This window comes from Streptomyces sp. NPDC003248 (genome assembly GCF_055563235.1).
The window spans coordinates 1,137,439-1,158,394 of sequence record NZ_JBVHDT010000001.1 but is presented as its reverse complement, the minus strand read 5'-3'; the positions used below and the strand labels follow the sequence as shown (position 1 = coordinate 1,158,394).

The following is a 20,956-nucleotide window of genomic DNA, read 5'->3' as shown; positions in this document are numbered from 1 at the left end:
TGCTCGCGCTGGGGTTCGGGCGGGGTGGTGCCGGGGTGCGGGTGTGGTGGCTGGGGGACGCCGGGCGGGCGGGTGTGGCCCGCCCGGCGACCGGCCCGGCGACCGGTCCGGCGTCCGTCGGCCGGTCCGGGGCGCGCTATGCCTGTCGGATGCGCAACGCTCGTCGCAGGTCGTCGAGTTGGTCGGTGAGCTTGCGGCGCAGTGCCGGGGTCAGGTCGGCGTCGTTCAGGCAGGTCTCGCCCAGGGTGAGGTGTGCGGCGTCGACGGCGTGGACGGGGAAGGCCCAGTGGCCGACGGCCTCGGCGATGGCGGGGCCCCGGCGGGCGGCCACGGCGGGCCCGTCCTGGTAGAAGCGGGGTACGTACTCCGCGACCAGGTCGGCCTGTTCGGGTTGCCAGAAGCCCTGGGCGGTGGCGGTGAAGAGGTAGTTGGAGAGGCCGTCGGTGTCGAACATGGCGGCCCAGGCGGTGCGCTTGGCCTCCGGGTCGGGGAGGGCGGCGCGGCAGCGGGCGGCGCCTTCCCGGCCGGTGGCGGAGGGGTCGCGGTCGAGTTCGGCGGCGATGGCGGCCTCGTCGGTGGCGCCGAGGACGGCGAGGCGGGTGAGGACGCGCCAGCGCAGCTCGGGGTCGAGTTCGGGGCCGCCGGGAACGGTGCCGTCGGCGAGCCAGGCGGCGATGGTGTCGGGGTGGGCGGCGGTGGCGATGCGGTGGCGTACGGCGATCAGGCGCAGGCCGGGGTGGTCGCCGTCCTCGGTGCGGCGGATGAGGTCGCGGCACACGGAGGTGAGGGTGGCCAGGGCGGCGGGCCGCCGCTCGGGGGCGAGGTAGCGGTCGGCGATGTGGGTGCCGGCGAAGGCGAGGACGCCCTGGGCGAGGGCGAGGTCGGTCTCCTGGGGGAGGTGGGCGCCGACGGTGGCCAGGTAGTCCTCGGGGGCGAGGTCGCCGTCGCGGACCATGTCGCGCAGGGTGTTCCAGACGACGGCGCGGGTGATCGCGTCGGGGATCTCGGAGATCCCGCGCAGTGCGCTCTCCAGGGAGGTCTCGTCCAGGCGGATCTTGGCGTAGGTGACGTCCAGGTCGTTGGGGACGACGAGGGCGGGGCGGATGCCGGGGCGGGCTTCGGGGGTGTCCTGGGGGACGTCCGTCTCGTAGCGCTCGCGCAGGACCAGGGTGCGGCCGTCGTTGAGGTCGCGGTCGTACACGCCGACGGTGGCGCGGTGGGGGCGGCTGCCGTCGTGGTGGAGGGCGAGCGTCCATTCACCGGGGCGGGCGTCGACGGACGCGGTGAGCGTGTCGACTCCCGTGGTCCGCAGCCAGGCGTCGGCCCAGGCGTGGACGTCGCGTTCGGTGGCCCCGGCGAGGGAGTCGATGAAGTCGGCGAGGGTGGCGTTGCCGAACCGGTGGCGGGCGAAGTGGGCGTTGATGCCGGCCAGGAAGTCCTTCTCGCCGAGCCAGGTCACCAGTTGCCTGAGGGCGGAGGCGCCCTTGGCGTAGGAGATGCCGTCGAAGTTGAGGAGGGCGGAGGCGGTGTCCTCGACGTGTTCGGGGGCGACGGGGTGGGTGGAGGGGCGCTGGTCGGCGTCGTAGCCCCAGGCCTTGCGGACGACGCCGAACTCGGTCCAGGTGTCGGTGAAGCGGGTGGCTTCGGCGGTGGTCTGGTAGCCCATGTACTCGGCGAAGGACTCGTTGAGCCAGATGTCGTCCCACCACTTGAGGGTGACGAGGTCGCCGAACCACATGTGGGCCATCTCGTGGGCGATGACCATGGCGCGGGTCTGGCGTTCGGTGTCGGTGACGGCGGAGCGGTAGACGAAGTCGTCGCGGAAGGTGACGAGGCCGGGGTTCTCCATGGCGCCGGCGTTGAACTCGGGGACGAACGCCTGGTCGTAGGAGTCGAAGGGGTAGGGCTCCTCGAACTTCTCGTGGTAGCGGTCGTAGCACTGCCGGGTGACGTCGAGGATCTCGTCGGCGTCGGCGTCCAGGTGGGCGGCGAGTGAGCGGCGGCAGTGGATGCCGAAGGGCAGGCCGCGGTGTTCGGTGCGGACGGAGTGCCAGGGGCCGGCGGCGACGGCGACGAGGTAGGTGGAGATCAGGGGGGTGGGTGCGGCCTGCCAGCGGCCGGCGCCGAGGTGTTCGGTGATGCCGTTGGCGAGGACGGTCCAGCCTTCGGGCGCGGTCACGGTCAGGGCGAAGACGGCCTTGAGGTCGGGCTGGTCGAACGCGGCGAAGACGCGCTGGACGTCGTCCATGAACAGCTGCGTGTAGAGGTAGGTCTCGCCGTCGGCGGGGTCCGTGAAGCGGTGCATTCCCTCGCCGGTGCGGGAGTAGCGCATGCTCGCGTCGACGCGCAGTTCGTGCTCGCCGGCGGTGAGGTTCTTCAGCGGCAGCCGGTTGTCGTCGAGGAGGCCCGGGTCGAGGGGTTCGCCGTCGAGGGTGACGGAGCGCAGCTCGGCCGGCTTGAGCTCCACGAAGGTGTCCGCGCCCGTGCGGGCGGTGAACCTGATCTCGGTGTGGGAGTCGAAGGTCTCGTCCCCGGCGGTCAGGTCGAGGGTGATCGTGTAGCGGTGGACGTCGAGGAGCTCGGCACGGGTCTGCGCTTCGTCGCGCGTCAGTACGGACATGCAGGACATGCTGCCTGATGGCGCAGGCGGGGCACAGGGGCGGATCGGTACGTTCCTTTTGTTCCGCGCCGCGCCGGGGGCGCCGGGGCGGGGGCGCCAGGGGGCTGAGGGGTGCGGGGTCAGGAGGTGGTGCCGTGGACGGCGTCCTCGGCGATGCGCTCGTGGTGGCGGATCACCTCGGCGATGATGAAGTTGAGGAACTTCTCGGCGAAGGCCGGGTCCAGTTTGGCGTTCTCGGCGAGGGTGCGCAGACGGGCGATCTGGCGGGCCTCGCGGGCCGGGTCGGCCGGGGGGAGCTGGTGGCGGGCCTTGAGGTGGCCGACCTGCTGGGTGGCCTTGAAGCGTTCGGCGAGCATGTGGACGACGGCGGCGTCGATGTTGTCGATGCTGTCGCGCAGGCGGGCGAGCTCGTCGAGGACCGCGGGGTCGACGGCGCCGGTTCCGGTGTGGCTGGTGGTCATGGGCGTTCACCCTAGTGCGTCGCCGGGCGCGCTTGGCCGCCGCCCGGGCCGTTCGGGCAGGTGGCGGCGGGCGGAGGGCATCTGGCGGGGGCCTCCGGCGGGTGCGGGGCGGCTGCCGGGGCCGGGGCCGCTTCCGGCCGGCCCTCGTACAGTGGAGAACGGGTTCACGGCGTCTTGGGGGTGCGGACGTGGGCAACGGTGGCACGGTCGAGCACGGGTATCCGCATCTGGAGACGGTGCGGAGCGCCGTCACGGCGCTGTACAAGCGACTGTCCTACGACACCGTCCATCTGTTCGATACGAGTGTGGCGCCGGCCGATGTGGCGTTCTGCGCCACCGACGACCTCCATCTGGGAGCGCAGCGGGTGGCGCGCGAGCTGGTGCGGCACTTCCGGTTGCCGGACGCCCGGATGGTCGTCGGCTTCCGGGAGATGGAGTTCGCGGCGAACGTCGAACTGGCGGCGGGGCCGGAGTACTTCGTGGAGCTCAACGACCGGTTCCGCGGGCACCGGCGGGACATCGGTGCCGCGTTGGCGCACGAGATCGCGCATGTGTTCCTGCACCGGCTGGATCTGTCGTTCCCGGGGACGCGCGACAACGAGATCTTGACGGACACGGCCACGACGTACCTGGGTGCCGGGTGGCTGCTGCTCGACGCCTACCGGGAGGACGCGGACTCCTCGCAGAAGCTGGGCTATCTGACCCCGGAGGAGTTCGGGTACGTGCTGGCCAAGCGGGCGGTGCTGTTCGGTGAGGACCCGTCGGTGTGGTTCACCAGTCCGCAGGCGTACACGGCGTACACGCGGGGGCGGGAGCGGGCCCGGCTCGACGAGCGGCAGCCGCCGCTGACGGCGGCGGGGTGGGCCGGCCGGCGGCGTTACGCCCGGGACCGGCGTCATGCGCAGGACGGCCGGCCCGTCGGGGACGCCCGGCCGGGAGGGGACGCCCCGTACGCGTTCGGGCCGGACGGGCCGGGGCCGCTGCGGGTGACGTTCGCGTGCCCGACCTGCCATCAGCGGATCAGGGTGCCGGTGCGGGGGCGGGTGCGGGCGCGGTGCGGGCTGTGCCGGACGGTGCTGGAGTGCGACACGTAGGCGGGCCGGAGCGACCGCCGGCCCGCGTGGCAGCCGGCGTGGCCGCCTCAGCGGCCCGGCCGGACGATGCCCCGGGCCCGTGCGGCCACCAGCCACTTCGGGAACTCCCCCACCAGCCGGTCGTAGAGGTCCGCGTCGGAGACCTGGCCGGGGTCGGAACCGGCGTGGAAGAAACCGGCGTTGTCGACGGCCCGCCGGGCCGGTACGGCCAGCTCGTCGAGCTTGCGCAGGAAGTCGAACTGCCGGCTGCCCGGGTCGCCGAAGCCGATGAACTGCCAGAACAGCGGAAGTTCGGCCGCCTTGCACAGGTAGCGTTCGGCGGCGAGCTTGTTGATCGGACCGCCGTCGGTCTGGAAGACGACCAGGGCGGGTTCCCGGGAGCCGCTGTCGAGGTAGTGGTCGATGACGGCGTCCATCGCCAGGTGGTAGCTGGTCTTGCCCATGTGTCCGAGCCCGGCGACGATCCGCTCGATGCTCCCCCGGTGGTCGGCGAGCGCGATGTCGGTGACGGCGTCCACGTCGGTGGAGAAGAACACCACGGGCACCCGCCCGTCGTCGTCGAGGTGCGCCGACAGGCCCAGCACCCGGTCGGCGAGCGCCTGCACGCTGCCGTCCCGGTAGTACGGCTTCATCGACCCCGAGTGGTCGACGACCAGGTAGACGGCGGCACGCAGCCCGCCCAGGCCGTGCTTCGTGAGGGACACCCCGGCGCTCTTGTACAGGCCGACCAGCGCGGGGGCCGTCTCCTGGACCTTGCTGAGACTGATCGCGACCATGGCGTCACCCTCCCACACCCGGACGTGCGACGGCGCCCGCCCAGTCGTCCGGTCGGGGACTGTGGGCGGGCGCCGTCTGTGTTCCGTACGCCGTTGTACGGGACGTGTTGGGGGGCGGCCGCCGGGGGCCGTCAGACCATCAGGGCGCGGTCCGTCGGGCGGATCGGGGCCGGCAGTTCGCTGGCGCCGGTCAGGAAGCGGTCGCAGCCGCGGGCGGCCGAGCGGCCCTCCGCGATCGCCCACACGATGAGCGACTGGCCGCGGCCGGCGTCACCGGCGACGAAGACGCCCGGCACGTTGGTCTGGAAGTCGGCGTCGCGGGCGATGTTGCCGCGCTCGTCGAGGTCCAGGCCGAACTGCTCGACCAGGCCGTTCTCCCGGTCGGTGCCGGTGAAGCCCATGGCGAGGGTGACCAGCTGGGCGGGGATCTTGCGCTCCGTGCCCGGCTTCGGGGTCAGCTTGCCGTCGACGAACTCGACCTCGGTCAGGTGCAGCCACTGGACGTTGCCGTCCTCGTCGCCCTCGAAGTGGGTGGTGGAGACGGAGTAGACCCGCTCGCCGCCCTCCTCGTGGGCCGAGGTGACCTTGTACAGCATGGGGAAGGTCGGCCACGGCTGGTTGGTCGGGTGCCGCTCGTCGTTCGGGCGGGGCATGATCTCCAGCTGGGTGACGGAGGCCGCGCCCTGGCGGTGGGCGGTGCCCACGCAGTCCGCGCCGGTGTCGCCGCCGCCGATGACCACGACGTGCTTGCCCTCGGCCGAGATCGGCGGGGAGACGAAGTCGCCCTCCTGGACCTTGTTGGCGAGCGGCAGGTACTCCATCGCCTGGTAGACGCCCTTGAGCTCGCGGCCGGGGACCGGCAGGTCGCGGGCGGTGGTGGCGCCGGCGGCGATGACGACGGCGTCGTAGCGCTTCTTCAGGTCGGTCGCCTTGAGGTCGCGGCCGACCTCGACGCCGGTGCGGAAGCGGGTGCCCTCCGCGCGCATCTGCTCGATGCGGCGGTTGATGTGCCGCTTCTCCATCTTGAACTCGGGGATGCCGTAGCGGAGGAGGCCTCCGATGCGGTCCGCGCGCTCGTAGACGGCGACGGTGTGGCCGGCCCGGGTCAGCTGCTGGGCGGCGGCGAGTCCCGCCGGGCCCGAGCCGATGACCGCGACGGTCTTGCCGGACAGGCGCTCGGGGATCTGCGGGGCGACGTCCCCGGTCTCCCACGCCTTGTCGATGATCGAGACCTCGACGTTCTTGATGGTGACCGGCGGCTGGTTGATGCCGAGCACGCACGCCGACTCGCAGGGCGCCGGGCACAGCCGCCCGGTGAACTCCGGGAAGTTGTTGGTGGCGTGCAGGCGCTCGGAGGCGGCGCCCCAGTCCTCGCGGTAGGCGTAGTCGTTCCACTCGGGGATCAGGTTCCCCAGCGGACAGCCGTTGTGGCAGAAGGGGATGCCGCAGTCCATGCACCGGCTGGCCTGCTTGCTGATGATCGGCAGCAGCGAGCCGGGGACGTAGACCTCGTTCCAGTCCTTCAGCCGCACGTCGACGGGACGGGACCTGGCGACCTCGCGGCCGTGGTTGAGAAAGCCCTTGGGATCAGCCATTGGTCGCCGCCTCCATCATCTTCTCGGTGATCTCGGTCTCGGAGAGACCGGCTCGCTCGGCGGCGTCCTTGGCGGCGAGCACTGCCTTGTACGTGCTGGGGATGATCTTGCTGAAGCGCTCCGCGGACGCGTCCCAGTCCACGAGGAGCTTCTCCGCGACCGTCGAACCGGTCTCCTCGGCGTGGCGGCGCACCACGTCGTGCAGCCACTGCTTGTCGGTGTCGTCGAGGGCCTCGACCGCGTCGAGGTTGCCGACGTTGACGTTGTCGCGGTTGAGGTCGATCACGTAGGCGACGCCGCCGGACATGCCGGCCGCGAAGTTGCGGCCCGTCTCGCCGAGGACCACCGCGTGACCGCCGGTCATGTACTCGCAGCCGTGGTCGCCCACGCCCTCGGAGACGACGGTCGCGCCGGAGTTGCGGACGCAGAACCGCTCGCCGGTGCGGCCGCGCAGGAACAGCTCGCCGCCGGTCGCGCCGTAGGCGATGGTGTTGCCCGCGATCGTGGAGTACTCGGCGAGGTGGTCGGCGCCCCGGTCGGGACGGACGATCACCCGGCCGCCGGAGAGGCCCTTGCCGACGTAGTCGTTGGCGTCGCCCTCCAGGCGCAGCGTGACACCGCGCGGGAGGAAGGCGCCGAAGGACTGGCCGGCCGAGCCGGTGAAGGTGATGTCGATGGTGTCCTCGGGCAGGCCCGCGCCACCGAACTTCTTCGTCACCTCGTGGCCGAGCATGGTGCCGACCGTGCGGTTGATGTTGCGGATGGAGACCTGGGCGCGCACCGGCTGGGCGTCGGTCGCCGAGTCGGCGGCCAGCGCGTCGGCGGCGAGCTTGATCAGCTCGTTGTCGAGCGCCTTCTCCAGGCCGTGGTCCTGCTCGACGATCTGGTGGCGCACCGCGCCCTCGGGCAGTGCCGGGACGTGGAACAGCGGCTCCAGGTTGAGGCCCTGGGCCTTCCAGTGGTCGACGGCGCGCTCGACGTCGAGGATCTCGGCGTGGCCGACGGCCTCCTCGATCGAGCAGAAGCCCAGCTCGGCGAGGAGCTCGCGGACCTCCTGCGCGATGAACTCGAAGAAGTTCACCACGTACTCGGCCTTGCCGGAGAACCGGTCGCGCAGCGTCGGGTTCTGGGTGGCGATGCCGACCGGGCAGGTGTCCAGGTGGCAGACGCGCATCATGACGCAGCCGGAGACGACGAGGGGGGCGGTCGCGAAACCGAACTCCTCGGCGCCGAGCAGCGCCGCGATGACGACGTCGCGGCCGGTCTTCAGCTGGCCGTCGGTCTGGACGACGATGCGGTCGCGCAGGCCGTTGAGCAGCAGGGTCTGCTGGGTCTCGGCGAGGCCGAGCTCCCAGGGGCCGCCCGCGTGCTTCAGGCTCGTCAGGGGCGAGGCGCCGGTGCCGCCGTCGTGGCCGGAGATGAGCACGACGTCCGCGTGGGCCTTGGACACACCGGCGGCGACCGTGCCGACGCCGACCTCGGAGACCAGCTTGACGTGAATGCGCGCCTTCGGGTTGGCGTTCTTCAGGTCGTGGATCAGCTGGGCGAGGTCCTCGATGGAGTAGATGTCGTGGTGCGGCGGCGGGGAGATCAGGCCGACGCCCGGGGTCGAGTGCCGGGTCTTGGCGACCCACGGGTAGACCTTGTGGCCGGGCAGCTGGCCGCCCTCGCCGGGCTTGGCGCCCTGGGCCATCTTGATCTGGATGTCGTCCGCGTTGACCAGGTACTCGGAGGTGACGCCGAAGCGGCCGGAGGCGACCTGCTTGATGCTGGACCGGCGCGCCGGGTCGTACAGGCGCTCCGGGTCCTCGCCGCCCTCACCGGTGTTGGACTTGCCGCCCAGCTGGTTCATGGCGATGGCGAGGGTCTCGTGCGCCTCCTTGGAGATGGAGCCGTACGACATGGCGCCGGTGGAGAAGCGCTTGACGATCTCGCTGACCGGCTCGACCTCGTCGAGGGGGATCGGCTGCCGGTCCCCGGCCTTGAAGCCGAACAGGCCGCGCAGCGTCATCAGGCGCTCGGACTGCTCGTTCACCCGGTCGGTGTACTTCTTGAAGATGTCGTAGCGGCCGGTGCGCGTGGAGTGCTGGAGGCGGAAGACCGTCTCGGGGTCGAACAGGTGCGGCTCGCCCTCGCGGCGCCACTGGTACTCGCCGCCGATCTCCAGGGCGCGGTGGGCCGGCGCGATGCCGGACGCCGGGTACGCCTTGGCGTGGCGGGCGGCGACCTCCTGGGCGATGACGTCGATGCCGACGCCGCCGATCTTGGTGGCGGTGCCGTTGAAGTACTTCTCCACGAAGGCGTCGTCGAGGCCGACGGCCTCGAAGACCTGGGCGCCGCGGTAGGAGGCGACGGTCGAGATGCCCATCTTGGACATGACCTTCAGGACGCCCTTGCCGAGGGCGTAGATCAGGTTGCGGATCGCCTTCTCGGGCTCCAGGCCGTTGAGGAAGGTGCCGGCGCGCAGCAGGTCCTCGACGGACTCCATCGCCAGGTACGGGTTGACGGCGGCGGCGCCGAAGCCGATGAGCAGGGCGACGTGGTGGACCTCGCGGACGTCGCCGGCCTCGACCAGCAGGCCCACCTGGGTGCGCTGCTTGGTGCGGATGAGGTGGTGGTGGACGGCCGCGGTGAGCAGCAGCGACGGGATCGGCGCGTGCTCGGCGTCGGAGTGGCGGTCCGACAGGACGATCAGGCGGGCGCCGTTGTCGATGGCGGCGTCGGCCTCGGCGCAGATCTCCTCGATGCGCGCGGCGAGGGCGTCGCCGCCGCCGTGCACGCGGTACAGGCCGGAGAGGGTCGCGGCCTTGAAGCCGGGCATGTCGCCGTCGGCGTTGATGTGGATGAGCTTGGCCAGCTCGTCGTTGTCGATGACCGGGAAGGGCAGCACGACGGAGCGGCAGGAGGCCGCGCTCGGCTCCAGCAGATTGCCCTGCGGGCCCAGCGAGGAGCGCAGGGAGGTGACCAGCTCCTCGCGGATGGCGTCCAGCGGCGGGTTGGTGACCTGTGCGAACAGCTGGGTGAAGTAGTCGAAGAGCAGCCGCGGGCGGGCGGAGAGCGCGGCGATCGGCGAGTCGGTGCCCATCGAGCCGATCGGCTCGGCGGCGGCCTTGGCCATCGGCGCGAGGAGGACGCGGAGCTCTTCCTCGGTGTAGCCGAAGGTCTGCTGGCGGCGGGTGACCGAGGCGTGGGTGTGGACGATGTGCTCGCGCTCGGGCAGGTCGCCCAGCTCGATCTCGCCGGCCTCGAGCCACTCGGCGTAGGGCGCCTCGGCGGCGAGCTGCGCCTTGATCTCGTCGTCCTCGATGATGCGGTGCTCGGCGGTGTCGACGAGGAACATCTTGCCGGGCTGGAGGCGGCCCTTGCGGACGACCTTGGCGGGGTCGATGTCGAGGACGCCGACCTCGGAGCCGAGGACGACGAGGCCGTCGTCGGTGACCCAGTAGCGGCCGGGGCGCAGACCGTTGCGGTCGAGGACGGCGCCGACCTGGGTGCCGTCGGTGAAGGTGACGCAGGCGGGGCCGTCCCAGGGCTCCATCATCGTGGAGTGGAACTGGTAGAAGGCGCGCCGGGCCGGGTCCATGGAGTCGTGGTTCTCCCACGCCTCCGGGATCATCATCAGCACGGAGTGCGGCAGCGAGCGGCCACCGAGGTGGAGCAGCTCGAGCACCTCGTCGAAGGACGCCGAGTCGGAGGCGTCCGGCGTACACACCGGGAAGATGCGCTCGATGGTCTTGTCGTCCGAGGCGAACAGCTCGGAGACGAGCTGGGACTCGCGGGCGCGCATCCAGTTGCGGTTGCCCTTGACGGTGTTGATCTCACCGTTGTGCGCGACGAAGCGGTAGGGGTGGGCGAGCGGCCAGCTCGGGAAGGTGTTGGTGGAGAAGCGCGAGTGGACCAGGGCGACGGCCGAGGCGAAGCGGCGGTCGGACAGGTCGGGGAAGAACGGCTCCAGCTGGCCGGTGGTCAGCATGCCCTTGTAGACGATGGTCCGCGCGGACAGCGACGGGAAGTAGACGCCGGCCTCGCGCTCGGCGCGCTTGCGCAGCACGAACGCCTTGCGGTCGAGGGCGATGTCCTTGCTGGAACCGTCGGCGACGAAGATCTCGCGGAAGGCGGGCATCGTCGAGCGCGCGGTGGCGCCGAGGAGCTCGGGGGCGACCGGGACCTCGCGCCAGCCGAGGACGGTCAGGCCCTCTTCGGCGGCGATCGTCTCGATCCGCGAGACGGCCGCGTCCGTGCCGTCCTCGGGGAGGAAGGCGATACCGACGGCGTAGGCACCGGCCTCGGGCAGCTCGAATCCGGCCACCTCGCGGAAGAAGGCGTCGGGGACCTGGGTGAGGATGCCCGCGCCGTCGCCGGAGTCCGGCTCGGAGCCGGTGGCGCCGCGGTGCTCGAGGTTGCGCAGTACCGTGAGCGCCTGCTCCACCAGCGTGTGGCTCGCCTCGCCGGTGAGGGTGGCCACGAAGCCCACGCCGCACGCGTCGTGCTCGTTGCGGGGGTCGTACATACCCTGCGCAGCAGGGCGAGCATCCATGAAGGACCAGTTCTGGCCATTCGTGGAGTGCTGGGACGGCTGGCGCGGCGTACGCATCGGCTCTCCCGTCGTCGTCAAGTGGCATATGCATAGTGCCGAGGGACGACGTTGGCCCTCTGCGTGGCTGCAAAATTTCGTGCAGGTTACATGATGGAACGGTTCTCGGGAACGGGATATTCCGTCCCATCATGCGGACGTCGCGGGGTCGCGACGGGTGCCGCGCGAGGCGGCTTGAAATGGGGGGTCCGAACCGGACGAGATCGGTCAGATCGGTGTCCGACGGCCCGGGGAGGCGGAGTGAGCATGGTCGTTCACCCCGCGAGTGCGCCACAGGCGTCATTGCCCACAGCGCTTACGGCTCATGCCCGGTGGCCAAGCGGCCGAAACCCAGGAGTAACGGGTATTTATGCGGCCCATCGCATAAGTACCGGTCGCCCTATCCTACGGCCGTTCCGAACCAGCTGCCCAGGGCGTACGTCACACCGGCCGCCGCGCCTCCCAGGGCGAGCTGCCGCAGTCCGCTGTACCACCAGGTCCGCGCGGTCACCCTGGCCACCACGGCACCGCACAGGAAGAGCCCCAGCAGCGCGAGCAGCACGGCGGGCCACAGGGCCGTGGCCCCCAGCAGATAGGGCAGGACGGGCAGCAGGGCGCCGAGCGCGAAGGAGCCGAAGCTGGACACGGCGGCGACCAGCGGCGAGGGCAGGTCGCCGGGGTCGATGCCCAGCTCCTCGCGGGCGTGGATCTCCAGCGCCTGCTCGGGATCGCGCGACAGCTGGTGGGCGACCTGCCGGGCGAGGTGCGGCTCGACGCCCCGCGCCTCGTAGAGCGCGGCCAGCTCGGCCTCCTCGTCCTTGGGGTGCTTCCTCAGCTCGCGCCGCTCGACGTCCAGCTCGGCCTCGACGAGCTCACGCTGGGAGGCGACGGAGGTGTACTCGCCGGCGGCCATGGAGAAGGCGCCGGCGGCGAGACCGGCGAGACCGCTCAGCACGATGGCCTGCTGACCGGCGGACCCGCCCGCGACACCGGTCATCAGGGCGAGGTTGGAGACCAGCCCGTCCATGGCGCCGAAGACGGCGGGGCGCAGCCAGCCGCCGTTCACGTCCCGGTGCGTGTGGTTGTCGCGGTGCGCCACGTGCAGCGTGGCCTCGGTGTCGATGACGGCCATGTTCGTCCCCCAGAACTAAGGTGAGGCTAAGTTTGGACTGAATCCACTTTTTTACAACGCCCAGAGTACGCTCGCCATTCCTCCTCCGCCAGGAAGGAAAGGCTGCGCTAACCTGCGGTTTTGTCAGGAATCGCTCATCCGATCAAGGCCATGCACAAATGTCGACCGGGTGACATGGGGGCCTCTCAGGCTCAGGTCAACCGCCGACGGTGGGACACATCCGCAAAGGGCTCCGCGCCCGTGCGGAACCCCCTGAGGGAAGGCCCCGTATGGCATCGACCGCCCGCATCCCCACGATCCCGGCGCCGGGGGACGCCGCCGAACTCCGCGAACGGGCCCGCGGCGCACTGCTCGGCCTCGCCGTCGGAGACGCCCTCGGAGCGCCGGCCGAGAACCTGAAGCCGTCCGAGATCCGCGCCCGCTGGGGCCGCATCACCGGGTACGTCGAGGACAAGCCGGCCGGTACGGACGACACCGAGTACGCGATCTTCTCCGGCCTGCTGCTGGCCCGCCACGGCTCGGCGCTCACCCCCGCCCATGTGGAAGCGGCCTGGCACGAGTGGATCGCCGACCGCGACGAGGGCCCCTTCCGCGGCGCGGGCTTCAGCGAACGCGGCACGCTGGAGAACCTCCGCCGGGGACTGGCCGCCCCCATCTCCGCCCAGCACCGGCACGCCTGGAGCGACGGCCTCGCCATGCGCGCGGCCCCCTTCGGCGTCTTCGCCGCGGGCCGGCCCGCCGAAGCGGCCCGCCTGGTCGCGATCGACGGCTCGGTCAGCCACGACGGCGAGGGCATCTACGGCGGCCAGGCCGTCGCGGCGGGCGTGGCCGCGGCGATGGCGGGCGCACCGACGGTCGCGGTCGTGGCCGCCGCGCTCGCCGTCGTCCCCGACGACTCCTGGACGGCCCGCTCCCTGCGCCGCGCGGTCGCCGTGGCCCACCGCGGTGAACGCGCCGTCCGCTCGGCGGTCGTCATCGGCGGCTACCCGTGGACCGATCTGGCCCCCGAGGCCGTGGCGCTCGCCTTCGGCGCGTATGCGTCGGCCGACGGCGACTTCACCCAGGCCGTCCTCACAGCCGTGAACATGGGCCGCGACGCCGACACCACGGCGGCGGTGGCCGGCGCCCTGGCCGGCGCGACCCGGGGCGAGCCGGCCGTCCCGGCCGACTGGGCGGCCGCCATCGGCCCGGCACGCGGCAGCTGCCTGCCCTCCATGGCCGGACACCACGTCCTGGACGTGGCGGAACTCCTGACGCCAGTGGAGGCCGGACGCTGGGGGACGGGCGGCCGCGCGCCCGGGGAGCCCCCGGCCCGGGCCACCGCCCCCGCACGCCACCCGGCGGAGGTGCGCTCATGAGGCCACCGGGCCCGTGGGAGGAGGGCATGACGGCAGGCACGACCGACGCCCTGATCACCACGGACCCACCCCCCACGACGGACACGGACCCGACGGCCATCACGGACCAGACGACCCTCACGGACGCAACGGCCATCACGGACCCGACGGCCATCACGGCTCTGACGGAACCGACGGGCCCGACGGCCCCGGCCGACTCGACATACCCGACGGCCACTAGGATCCCGGCGGACCCGACGGCCACCACCGTCCCGGCCGACTCGACCGACCCGACTGCCTTCACAGCCCCGGCGGACCCGACCGTCGCCACGGCCCCGGCAGGCCCGGCGGATCCGCCCCCGGCAGCCCCTCCCCCGCCGGCGAAGCCGGACGGCCTCACGGTCACCGCGAAGCCGGACGGCCCGACGATCACGATCACGGCGCCGCCGGCCACGCCGCCCCCGGCCACCACGGCACAGCCCACCACGGCACAGCCCACAACGGCGCAGCTGGGCGGACCCGCGGCCGCCGGCGGCGAGGAGCCCCCACCGGGGCCACCCGCACCCGGCGACGAGAGCCGCACGGGTGGTGCGGGTGGGAGACACCGTCCGGCCGACGGCGAAGCCGAGGCCGCCCCCGGCCGCCCCCGCCGCCGGCAGGCATCCCGTACCGAGGGCCTCCTGCTCGGCCTCGCCGCGGGCGACGCCGCCGGATGGCCCGCCGCCCGCCACCGGGCCGCCCGTATGCCGGACTGGACCCGCCGCCTCACCCGCGAACTGGACACCTTCGCCGAACAGAACGCGACCACCACCCTCCCCGTCCCCATCGCCCTCAACCAGCCTCCCGAACCCCTCCGCCTCGGCCCCTCCGACGACGCGGAGTGGGCGGCGTTCGCGGCGGAGGCCCTGCTGCTCGCCGGCGACGACAGCGTCCTCGGCGACCTGAGCCGCGAACGCCGGATCCGCGCCGCCATCGACCTCACCTGGAACGCGATCGCCGGCGAGGTCGCCGCGGCGGCCGACCGCGCGCCCGAGGTCGAGTCGGCCGTCCTCCCCCTGCGCGCCCGCATCTCCGTGCGGGCCGGCCTCGGCAACCTCGCCACCGGTCTGCGCCCGCCCGCCACCGGCCACGACAACCCGCACTACTTCGACGACGCGGCCTGCGTCCGCGCCTGTGTGCTCGCCGTGGCCCACCCCGGCGACCCCGGACGCGCCGCGGAACTCGCCGAGTTCGACGCCCGCTACACCCAGGACGGCGACGGCGTGCACGGCGCACGGGCGATGGCGGCGGCCCTCTCGCTCGCCCTGGCCGGCGCGGACGCCCCCACCTGTGTGGCGGCGGCGCTCGCCGAGCTCCCCGAAGGGACGGAGATCGGCCGCAACGCCCGCCACGCCGTGGCACTCGCCCACACCGCCGAGAGCGCCTTCGCGCTGGTCCCCCTCCTGGAACACCAGATCGTCGACCACGTCTACAGCTACGGCATCGCCGCCGCCGAGACCGTGCCCGTGGCCCTCGCCCTCGCCCTGGCCTCGGGCGGCCGTATCGCCGAGGCCGTACCGGCGGCGGCGTGTCTGTCCCGGGTGGCGGACTCCGCGCCCGCCCTCGCGGGCGCCCTGACCGGCGCGCTGGGCGGCGGCGCGGCGATCCCCGCCACCTGGCGCGACGCCTGCCGCACCCTCTCCGGCTGCGCCCTGCCCCGCCTCACCGGCACCGACCTCGTGGAACTCGCCGGGCTCCTGGAAGCCGCGCAACCGGCCCCACCCGGAGGATGATTCGGGGCATGACACCCAAAACAGAAGAACGTCACCAAAACCCGGGGGAGTCCCTGGAGGCCCGTGTCACGGCCGCCCTGGTCGGCGCGGCCGTCGGCGACGCCCTCGGCGGCCCCGTCGAGGGCTACTCCCCCGACCAGATCGTCCAGCGCCACGGCGGCCGCGTCCACGGCATCGTCGGCCCCTGGAACGGCGACGACTGGCGCACCGCCCGCCCCCTCGCCCCGTACCACAAGGGCGACGGCCACGTCACCGACGACACCTTGCTGACGCACGCGCTGATCAGGGTCTACGCCACGGTCCGCGACCACCTGGACGCCTACGCGCTCGCCGAGCACCTGGTGCCCGACCTCATCACGAACCCCCGCTGGATCCCCGAGCTGGAGGCCGAGGCACTCCCCGTGCACCGCGTCTTCCTGGCCGAGAAGTGGCTGGTGACACGGCTCCACTACGGCCATGTCGACCCCCGCGAGGCGGGCGTCGGCAACATCGTCAACTGCGGTGCGGCGATGTACATGGCGCCGGTCGGCCTGGTCAACGCGGCCCACCCGCGGGCCGCCTACGCGGAGGCGATCGACGTGGCGGGCGCCCACCAGTCGTCGTACGGCCGGGAGGCGGCGGGTGTCTTCGCGGCGGCGGTGGCGGCGGCCTGCGCGCCCGGGGCGACGGCGGACTCGGTGGTGACGGCGTGTCTGTCCCTGGCCAAGGACGGCACGCGCACGGCGATCGAGAAGGTGTGCGAAGTGGCCGCCCGCCACGGGGACTTCGAGTCGGCCCTGACACCGCTGCGCCAGGCCGTGGCCCCCTACGACACGGTGGGCCCCGACTACCGGGCCCCGTCCCTGGCCGCCCGCCGCCCGTCCCGGCTGCACGCGATCGAGGAACTCCCCGTCGCCCTGGGGATGGTGCTGGTCGCCGGCGGCGACTACCGGCACGCCGTGCTGGGCGCGGTGAACTACGGCCGGGACTGCGACTCGATCGCGACGATGGCCGGCGCGCTGGCCGGCGCCCTCGGCTCCCCCGTCCCCGACGACTGGTCGAAGCGGGTGGCGGAGGCCAGCCGCCTGGACCTGTGGGAACCGGCGAGGACCCTCACCGAGGTGGCCCGGGAGATCTTCGGCAAGGACCTCGGGCGCCGTCGGGCCCACGAGCGGGCGTTCACCGCGATCGGGGGACGGGGATGCTCCGACTGACCTGGGTCCAGCCGGAGGACCTCGTCGGCCACGAACTGCGGCAGGCCGTCCAGGACGGCCGCGAACCGTCGGCGATCGCGGCCCGCTGGGCGGCGGCGGGCGGCCGGGAGGCGCCTCTGCGGGCGGGTGCCTCCCCCCGCCGGGCCTCCCCCTACCTGCGTCTGCTGGCCGAGGACCTGCTCGACGAACTGGCCGACCTGCCCAGCCGCCTGGCGGAGGAGGAGCCGACGGACCTGGAGCGCATCCGGTCGCTCTGCCCCGAGTGGCCGCAGGCGCCCGGCGCCCGCCGCACCGTCCCCGTGGCCGCCCTGGAGGCGGCCTGGCTGGGCCGGGCCGTCGGCTGCCTCCTCGGCAAGCCGGTGGAGAAACTCCCCCTCGACGGCATCCGCGCCCTCGCCCGGGCCGCCGGGAACTGGCCGCTCACCGACTACTTCACCGCTCGGGGGGTCCCCCCGGACGTCCTCGCGGCACACCCCTGGAACCGCCGGTCGGCGGGCACCTCCCTCGCCGAGAACATCGACGGCATGCCCGAGGACGACGACCTCAACTACCCCCTCCTCAACCTCCTCGTGCTGCAACGCCACGGCAGGCACTTCACCACCACCGACGTGGCCCGGGTCTGGCTCGACGAACTCCCCGCCGGCCGCACCTTCACCGCCGAACGCCTCGCCTACCGCAACCTCCTCGCCGGCGTCGAACCCCCGCTCACCGCACGCCGGCGCAACCCGTTCCGGGAGTGGATCGGCGCTCTCATCCGGGCCGACGTCCACGGCTGGACCAACCCCGGCGACCCGGCCGCCGCCGCGGCCCAGGCCCACCGCGACGCCACCCTCACCCACACGGCCAACGGCGTCTACGCGGCCATGTTCGCGGCGGCCGTCATCGCGACCGCGGCCGGCGGCACCCACGACGTGCACGCCTGTCTGCGCACCGGCCTCGCCGTCGTCCCGCCCCGCTCCCGCCTGGCCCGGGCGGTCACCCACGCCGTCCGGCTGGCCCACGCGCACCAGGACTTCGACACGGTCGTGGACGAACTCCACGCCACCCACGCGGCGACCCACCACTGGGTGCACGCGATCCCCAACACGGCGCTCGTCGCCGCCGCCCTCACCCACGCCGGCGGCGACTTCACCGGATCCGTCCGCCGTGCCGTGTCGGGAGGCTGGGACACCGACTCCAACGGCGCCTTCGCCGGCGGCGTCGCCGCGCTCCTGGCCGGCGCGCCCGCCGCGCTCCCCGACCACTGGACGGCCCCCCTGAAGAACCGTCTGGCCACCTCCGTCGCCGACTTCGACGGCACCGGTTTCGACACCCTCGCCCACCTGACCCACCGGGAGGCATCCCGCCCATGACCGACATCGTCGTGCTCGGCAGCACGAACATGGATCTCGTCGCCTACGTCGAGAAGGCCCCGCAGCGCGGGGAGACCGTGACGGGACGGCAGTTCCGCACGATCCCCGGCGGCAAGGGCGCCAACCAGGCGGTCGCCGCGGCCCACGCCGGCGCCACCGTCTCGATGATCGGCGCCGTCGGCAACGACGCCTTCGGCAGCCGGCTGCGCTCCGCCCTCGAACACTCCGGCGTGAACACCGACCACCTGCGCACGGTGGAGGGCCCCTCCGGCACCGCCCACATCGTCGTGGACGACGAGGGCGGCAACGCGATCGTCGTCGTCCCCGGCGCGAACGGCACCGTCGACCACCTCGTCCCCGGCGACGAGGGTCTCATCGCCTCCGCCGACACGCTGCTGCTCCAGTTGGAGATCCCCCTCGCGGCGGTCGTGGCGGGCGCCCGCGCGGCCCGCGCCCATGGCGTCCGCACCCTCCTCACCCCCGCCCCCGCCCAGCCGTTGCCCGCCGAACTCCTCGACGCCACCGACCTGTTGGTGCCCAACGAGCACGAGGCCGCCGCGCTCACCGGCCGCACCGATCCGCACGAGGCCGCCCTCGCCCTCCTCGACAGCGTCCCCGAGGTCGTCGTCACCCTGGGCGCGGCGGGCAGCCTGTACGCGGCCCGCGGCACCGAGCCGCTGACCGTCCCCGCACCGCACGTCACCGCCGTGGACTCCACGGGCGCGGGCGACACCTTCGCCGGCGCCCTCGCCGTGGCCCTCGGCGAGGAGCGTCCCGTACCCGAGGCCCTGGCCTGGGCGGCCGCGGCGGCCGCGCTGTCGGTCCAGCGGGCGGGCGCGTCGGCGTCGATGCCCTACCGCTCCGAGATCGACCGGCAGTACGCGTCATGACCGGCACCTGCACCGGCTCCGGCACCGGCACCGGCACCGCGCCCCTGCACGGACTGCGCGTCCTCGACCTGGCCACCCTCTTCGCCGGCCCCCTGGCCGCCACCATGCTCGGCGACTTCGGCGCGGAGGTCGTCAAGATCGAGCACCCGGAGCGGCCCGACCCGTCCCGCGGCCACGGCCCGTCCAAGGACGGCGTCGGCCTGTGGTGGAAGATCCTCGCTCGCAACAAGCGGACCGTCACCCTGAACCTCTCCCGGCCCGGCGGGCGCGCCACCCTCCTGCGCCTCGCCGCCACCGCCGACGTGATCATCGAGAACTTCCGCCCCGGCACCCTGGAGAAGTGGGACCTCGGCTGGGAGGAACTGTCCGCGGTCAACCCCCGTCTGGTCCTCACCCGCGTCACCGGCTTCGGCCAGTTCGGCCCCTACGCCCACCGCCCCGGCTTCGGCACCCTCGCCGAGGCGATGAGCGGCTTCGCCGCGATCACCGGCGAACCCGACGCGCCCCCGACCCTCCCGCCCTTCGGCCTCGCCGACTCCATCGCGGGCCTGGCCACGGCGTACGCGGTGATGACGGCCCTCGCCGCCCGCGACCGCACGGGTGAGGGCCAGGTCGTCGACATGGCGATCATCGAACCCATCCTGACGGTCCTCGGCCCCCAGCCCCTCTGGTACGACCAACTGGGCTACGTGCAGGAACGCACCGGCAACCGGTCCGCCAACAACGCCCCGCGCAACACCTACCGCACGGCGGACGGCCGGTGGGTCGCCGTGTCGACGTCCGCCCAGTCGGTGGCGGAGCGCGTCATGCGGCTGGTCGGCCGCCCCGACCTGATCGACGAGCCGTGGTTCACGACGGGCGCGGGCCGGGCCGCCCACGCGGACGTCCTCGACGAGGCGGTCGGCCGGTGGATCGCCGCGAACACCCGCACCGACGTCCTCGCCGCCTTCGAGAAGGCGGAGGCGGCGGTCGCCCCGGTGCAGGACGTGCGCGACGTGATGACGGACCCTCAGTACCAGGCCCTCGACACGGTCACCACCGTCGACGATCCCGAACTGGGCCCGATCCGCATGCAGAACGTCCTCTTCCGTCTCTCCTCGACGCCCGGCGCGATCCGCTGGGCGGGCCGGCCGCACGGCGCGGACACCGAGGCGGTCCTCACCGAACTCGGGCTGACCGCCGCCGACCTGTCCGCCCTGCGCGCGGAGGGCGCCCTGTGATCCATCCGCTGACCTGGCTGTACGCCCCCGGCGACCGCCCGCACATCGTCGCCAAGGCCCTGGTCTGCGGGGCGGACGTCGTCGTGATCGACCTGGAGGACGCGGTCGCCCCCGACCGCAAGGAGTACGCCCGCACGGCCACCGCCGAACTCCTGTCCGAACGGCCCCCGGTGCCGGTGCACGTCCGGATCAACGCCCTGGACGGTCCCTGGGCCGCCGCCGACCTGCGGGCCGTGGCGGCCCTGCCCGGCGTCTGCGGGCTGCGTCTGCCGAAGGTGACCTCGCCCGCCCAGATCACCGGTATCGCCGAGCGCACCCCGGGCCCGTTCCACGCCCTGCTGGAGACGGCCCTGGGCGTCGAGCGCGCCTACGCCATCGCCGCCGCGCACCCGGCCCTGCGCGGTGTCTCCCTGGGCGAGGCGGATCTCCGCGCCGACCTGGGCATCCGGGAGGACGCGGGCCTGGACTGGTCCCGTTCCCGGGTGATCGTCGCCGCGCGGGCGGCGGGCCTGGCACCGCCCGCGCAGTCGGTGCACCCCGACACCCGCGACCTGGAGGGTCTGGCGGCCACCTGCGCCCACGGCCGCACCCTCGGCTTCCTGGGCCGCGCCGCCATCCACCCCCGTCAGCTCCCGCTCATCGAACGGGCCTACCTGCCCACCCAGCGGGAGATCGAGGAGGCGGAGACGATCGTCAAGGCGGCGGCACACCAACAGGGCGCCCAGGCCCTGCCGGACGGCCGCTTCATCGACGCGGCGGTGGTGGCGACGGCCCGGCGGACGCTGTCGCTGGCCCGCCGGATCTAGTCTCCGGCCCGCACACACAGCACCGCCGTACGATCCGCAACACGGCGAGGGCGCCCGGGAAGGTCTCCCGGGCGCCCTGGCCGTCGTGCGGGCACCGGCGGCCGTCGTCGGCCGGCGGTGTTCGGCGCGGCGGGT

14 protein-coding genes are annotated in these 20,956 nt (G+C 73.2%); 8 read left to right on the top strand and 6 right to left on the bottom strand.

Annotated elements, in window-relative coordinates; all coding sequences use genetic code 11:
• Window positions 1–136: 136 nt before the first annotated feature.
• Together pepN and ACZ3KJ_RS04925 are read right to left on the bottom strand one after the other, a co-directional pair.
• Entirely contained in the window at window positions 137–2,629 is a 2,493-nt protein-coding gene (pepN, locus tag ACZ3KJ_RS04930; protein WP_467524626.1) for an aminopeptidase N, read from the bottom strand.
• A gap of 110 nt (window positions 2,630–2,739) precedes the next feature.
• Window positions 2,740–3,081, bottom strand: coding sequence for a chorismate mutase (locus ACZ3KJ_RS04925; RefSeq protein ID WP_467524624.1), 342 nt, complete (start codon window positions 3,079–3,081; stop codon window positions 2,740–2,742).
• 188 nt (window positions 3,082–3,269) lie between these two features.
• Between ACZ3KJ_RS04925 and ACZ3KJ_RS04920 the strand changes: the two genes are divergently transcribed.
• Window positions 3,270–4,175: a hypothetical protein gene (locus ACZ3KJ_RS04920; RefSeq protein ID WP_467524622.1), complete on the top strand. Its 906-nt coding sequence runs from the start codon at window positions 3,270–3,272 to the stop codon at window positions 4,173–4,175.
• A gap of 47 nt (window positions 4,176–4,222) precedes the next feature.
• On the opposite strand, the gene ACZ3KJ_RS04915 is transcribed toward ACZ3KJ_RS04920, so the two are convergent.
• The 4 genes from ACZ3KJ_RS04915 to ACZ3KJ_RS04900 all read right to left on the bottom strand — a co-directional run bounded on the left by ACZ3KJ_RS04915 (window position 4,223) and on the right by ACZ3KJ_RS04900 (window position 12,251).
• The gene (locus tag ACZ3KJ_RS04915; protein ID WP_467524620.1) at window positions 4,223–4,951 is read right to left on the bottom strand and encodes a vWA domain-containing protein; all 729 of its coding nucleotides are present in this window, start codon (window positions 4,949–4,951) and stop codon (window positions 4,223–4,225) included.
• Between the two features lie 131 nt (window positions 4,952–5,082).
• The gene (locus tag ACZ3KJ_RS04910; protein ID WP_467524618.1) at window positions 5,083–6,546 is read right to left on the bottom strand and encodes a glutamate synthase subunit beta; all 1,464 of its coding nucleotides are present in this window, start codon (window positions 6,544–6,546) and stop codon (window positions 5,083–5,085) included.
• On the bottom strand, window positions 6,539–11,140 hold the full coding sequence (gene gltB / locus ACZ3KJ_RS04905) for a glutamate synthase large subunit (RefSeq protein WP_467524616.1): 4,602 nt from the start codon (window positions 11,138–11,140) through the stop codon (window positions 6,539–6,541). The genes ACZ3KJ_RS04910 and gltB overlap by 8 nt, the downstream gene beginning before the upstream one ends.
• Window positions 11,141–11,519: 379 nt before the next feature.
• Window positions 11,520–12,251 carry a VIT1/CCC1 transporter family protein gene (locus ACZ3KJ_RS04900; protein ID WP_467524614.1) on the bottom strand — a complete coding sequence of 244 codons (732 nt, stop codon included), beginning with the start codon at window positions 12,249–12,251 and terminating at the stop codon, window positions 11,520–11,522.
• 269 nt (window positions 12,252–12,520) lie between these two features.
• Here ACZ3KJ_RS04900 and ACZ3KJ_RS04895 point away from each other — a divergent pair, with 269 nt between their 5' ends.
• From ACZ3KJ_RS04895 to ACZ3KJ_RS04865, 7 genes are all read left to right on the top strand, one after another.
• The gene (locus ACZ3KJ_RS04895; protein WP_467524612.1) at window positions 12,521–13,609 is read left to right on the top strand and encodes an ADP-ribosylglycohydrolase family protein; all 1,089 of its coding nucleotides are present in this window, start codon (window positions 12,521–12,523) and stop codon (window positions 13,607–13,609) included.
• A 488-nt stretch (window positions 13,610–14,097) separates the two neighbouring features.
• Entirely contained in the window at window positions 14,098–15,360 is a 1,263-nt protein-coding gene (locus ACZ3KJ_RS04890; protein WP_467524814.1) for an ADP-ribosylglycohydrolase family protein, read from the top strand.
• 8 nt (window positions 15,361–15,368) lie between these two features.
• Window positions 15,369–16,553, top strand: coding sequence for an ADP-ribosylglycohydrolase family protein (locus ACZ3KJ_RS04885; RefSeq protein WP_467524610.1), 1,185 nt, complete (start codon window positions 15,369–15,371; stop codon window positions 16,551–16,553).
• Entirely contained in the window at window positions 16,541–17,905 is a 1,365-nt protein-coding gene (locus ACZ3KJ_RS04880; RefSeq protein WP_467524608.1) for an ADP-ribosylglycohydrolase family protein, read from the top strand. The genes ACZ3KJ_RS04885 and ACZ3KJ_RS04880 overlap by 13 nt, the downstream gene beginning before the upstream one ends.
• On the top strand, window positions 17,902–18,795 hold the full coding sequence (gene rbsK, locus ACZ3KJ_RS04875; RefSeq protein WP_467524606.1) for a ribokinase: 894 nt from the start codon (window positions 17,902–17,904) through the stop codon (window positions 18,793–18,795). Before ACZ3KJ_RS04880 ends, rbsK begins: the two co-directional genes overlap by 4 nt.
• On the top strand, window positions 18,792–20,015 hold the full coding sequence (locus ACZ3KJ_RS04870) for a CaiB/BaiF CoA transferase family protein (protein ID WP_467524604.1): 1,224 nt from the start codon (window positions 18,792–18,794) through the stop codon (window positions 20,013–20,015). Before rbsK ends, ACZ3KJ_RS04870 begins: the two co-directional genes overlap by 4 nt.
• Window positions 20,012–20,821, top strand: coding sequence for an HpcH/HpaI aldolase/citrate lyase family protein (locus ACZ3KJ_RS04865; RefSeq protein ID WP_467524602.1), 810 nt, complete (start codon window positions 20,012–20,014; stop codon window positions 20,819–20,821). Before ACZ3KJ_RS04870 ends, ACZ3KJ_RS04865 begins: the two co-directional genes overlap by 4 nt.
• Window positions 20,822–20,956: the final 135 nt, after the last annotated feature.

Excerpts from the sequence above, each read along its gene's own strand:
- pepN (WP_467524626.1), bottom strand. The coding sequence starts at position 2,629 with ATGTCCTGCATGTCCGTACTGACGCGCGACGAAGCGCAGACCCGTGCC.
- ACZ3KJ_RS04925 (WP_467524624.1), bottom strand. The coding sequence starts at position 3,081 with ATGACCACCAGCCACACCGGAACCGGCGCCGTCGACCCCGCGGTCCTC.
- ACZ3KJ_RS04915 (WP_467524620.1), bottom strand. The coding sequence starts at position 4,951 with ATGGTCGCGATCAGTCTCAGCAAGGTCCAGGAGACGGCCCCCGCGCTG.
- ACZ3KJ_RS04910 (WP_467524618.1), bottom strand. The coding sequence starts at position 6,546 with ATGGCTGATCCCAAGGGCTTTCTCAACCACGGCCGCGAGGTCGCCAGG.
- gltB (WP_467524616.1), bottom strand. The coding sequence starts at position 11,140 with ATGCGTACGCCGCGCCAGCCGTCCCAGCACTCCACGAATGGCCAGAAC.
- ACZ3KJ_RS04900 (WP_467524614.1), bottom strand. The coding sequence starts at position 12,251 with ATGGCCGTCATCGACACCGAGGCCACGCTGCACGTGGCGCACCGCGAC.
- ACZ3KJ_RS04895 (WP_467524612.1), top strand. The coding sequence starts at position 12,521 with ATGGCATCGACCGCCCGCATCCCCACGATCCCGGCGCCGGGGGACGCC.
- ACZ3KJ_RS04885 (WP_467524610.1), top strand. The coding sequence starts at position 15,369 with ATGACACCCAAAACAGAAGAACGTCACCAAAACCCGGGGGAGTCCCTG.
- ACZ3KJ_RS04880 (WP_467524608.1), top strand. The coding sequence starts at position 16,541 with ATGCTCCGACTGACCTGGGTCCAGCCGGAGGACCTCGTCGGCCACGAA.
- rbsK (WP_467524606.1), top strand. The coding sequence starts at position 17,902 with ATGACCGACATCGTCGTGCTCGGCAGCACGAACATGGATCTCGTCGCC.
- ACZ3KJ_RS04870 (WP_467524604.1), top strand. The coding sequence starts at position 18,792 with ATGACCGGCACCTGCACCGGCTCCGGCACCGGCACCGGCACCGCGCCC.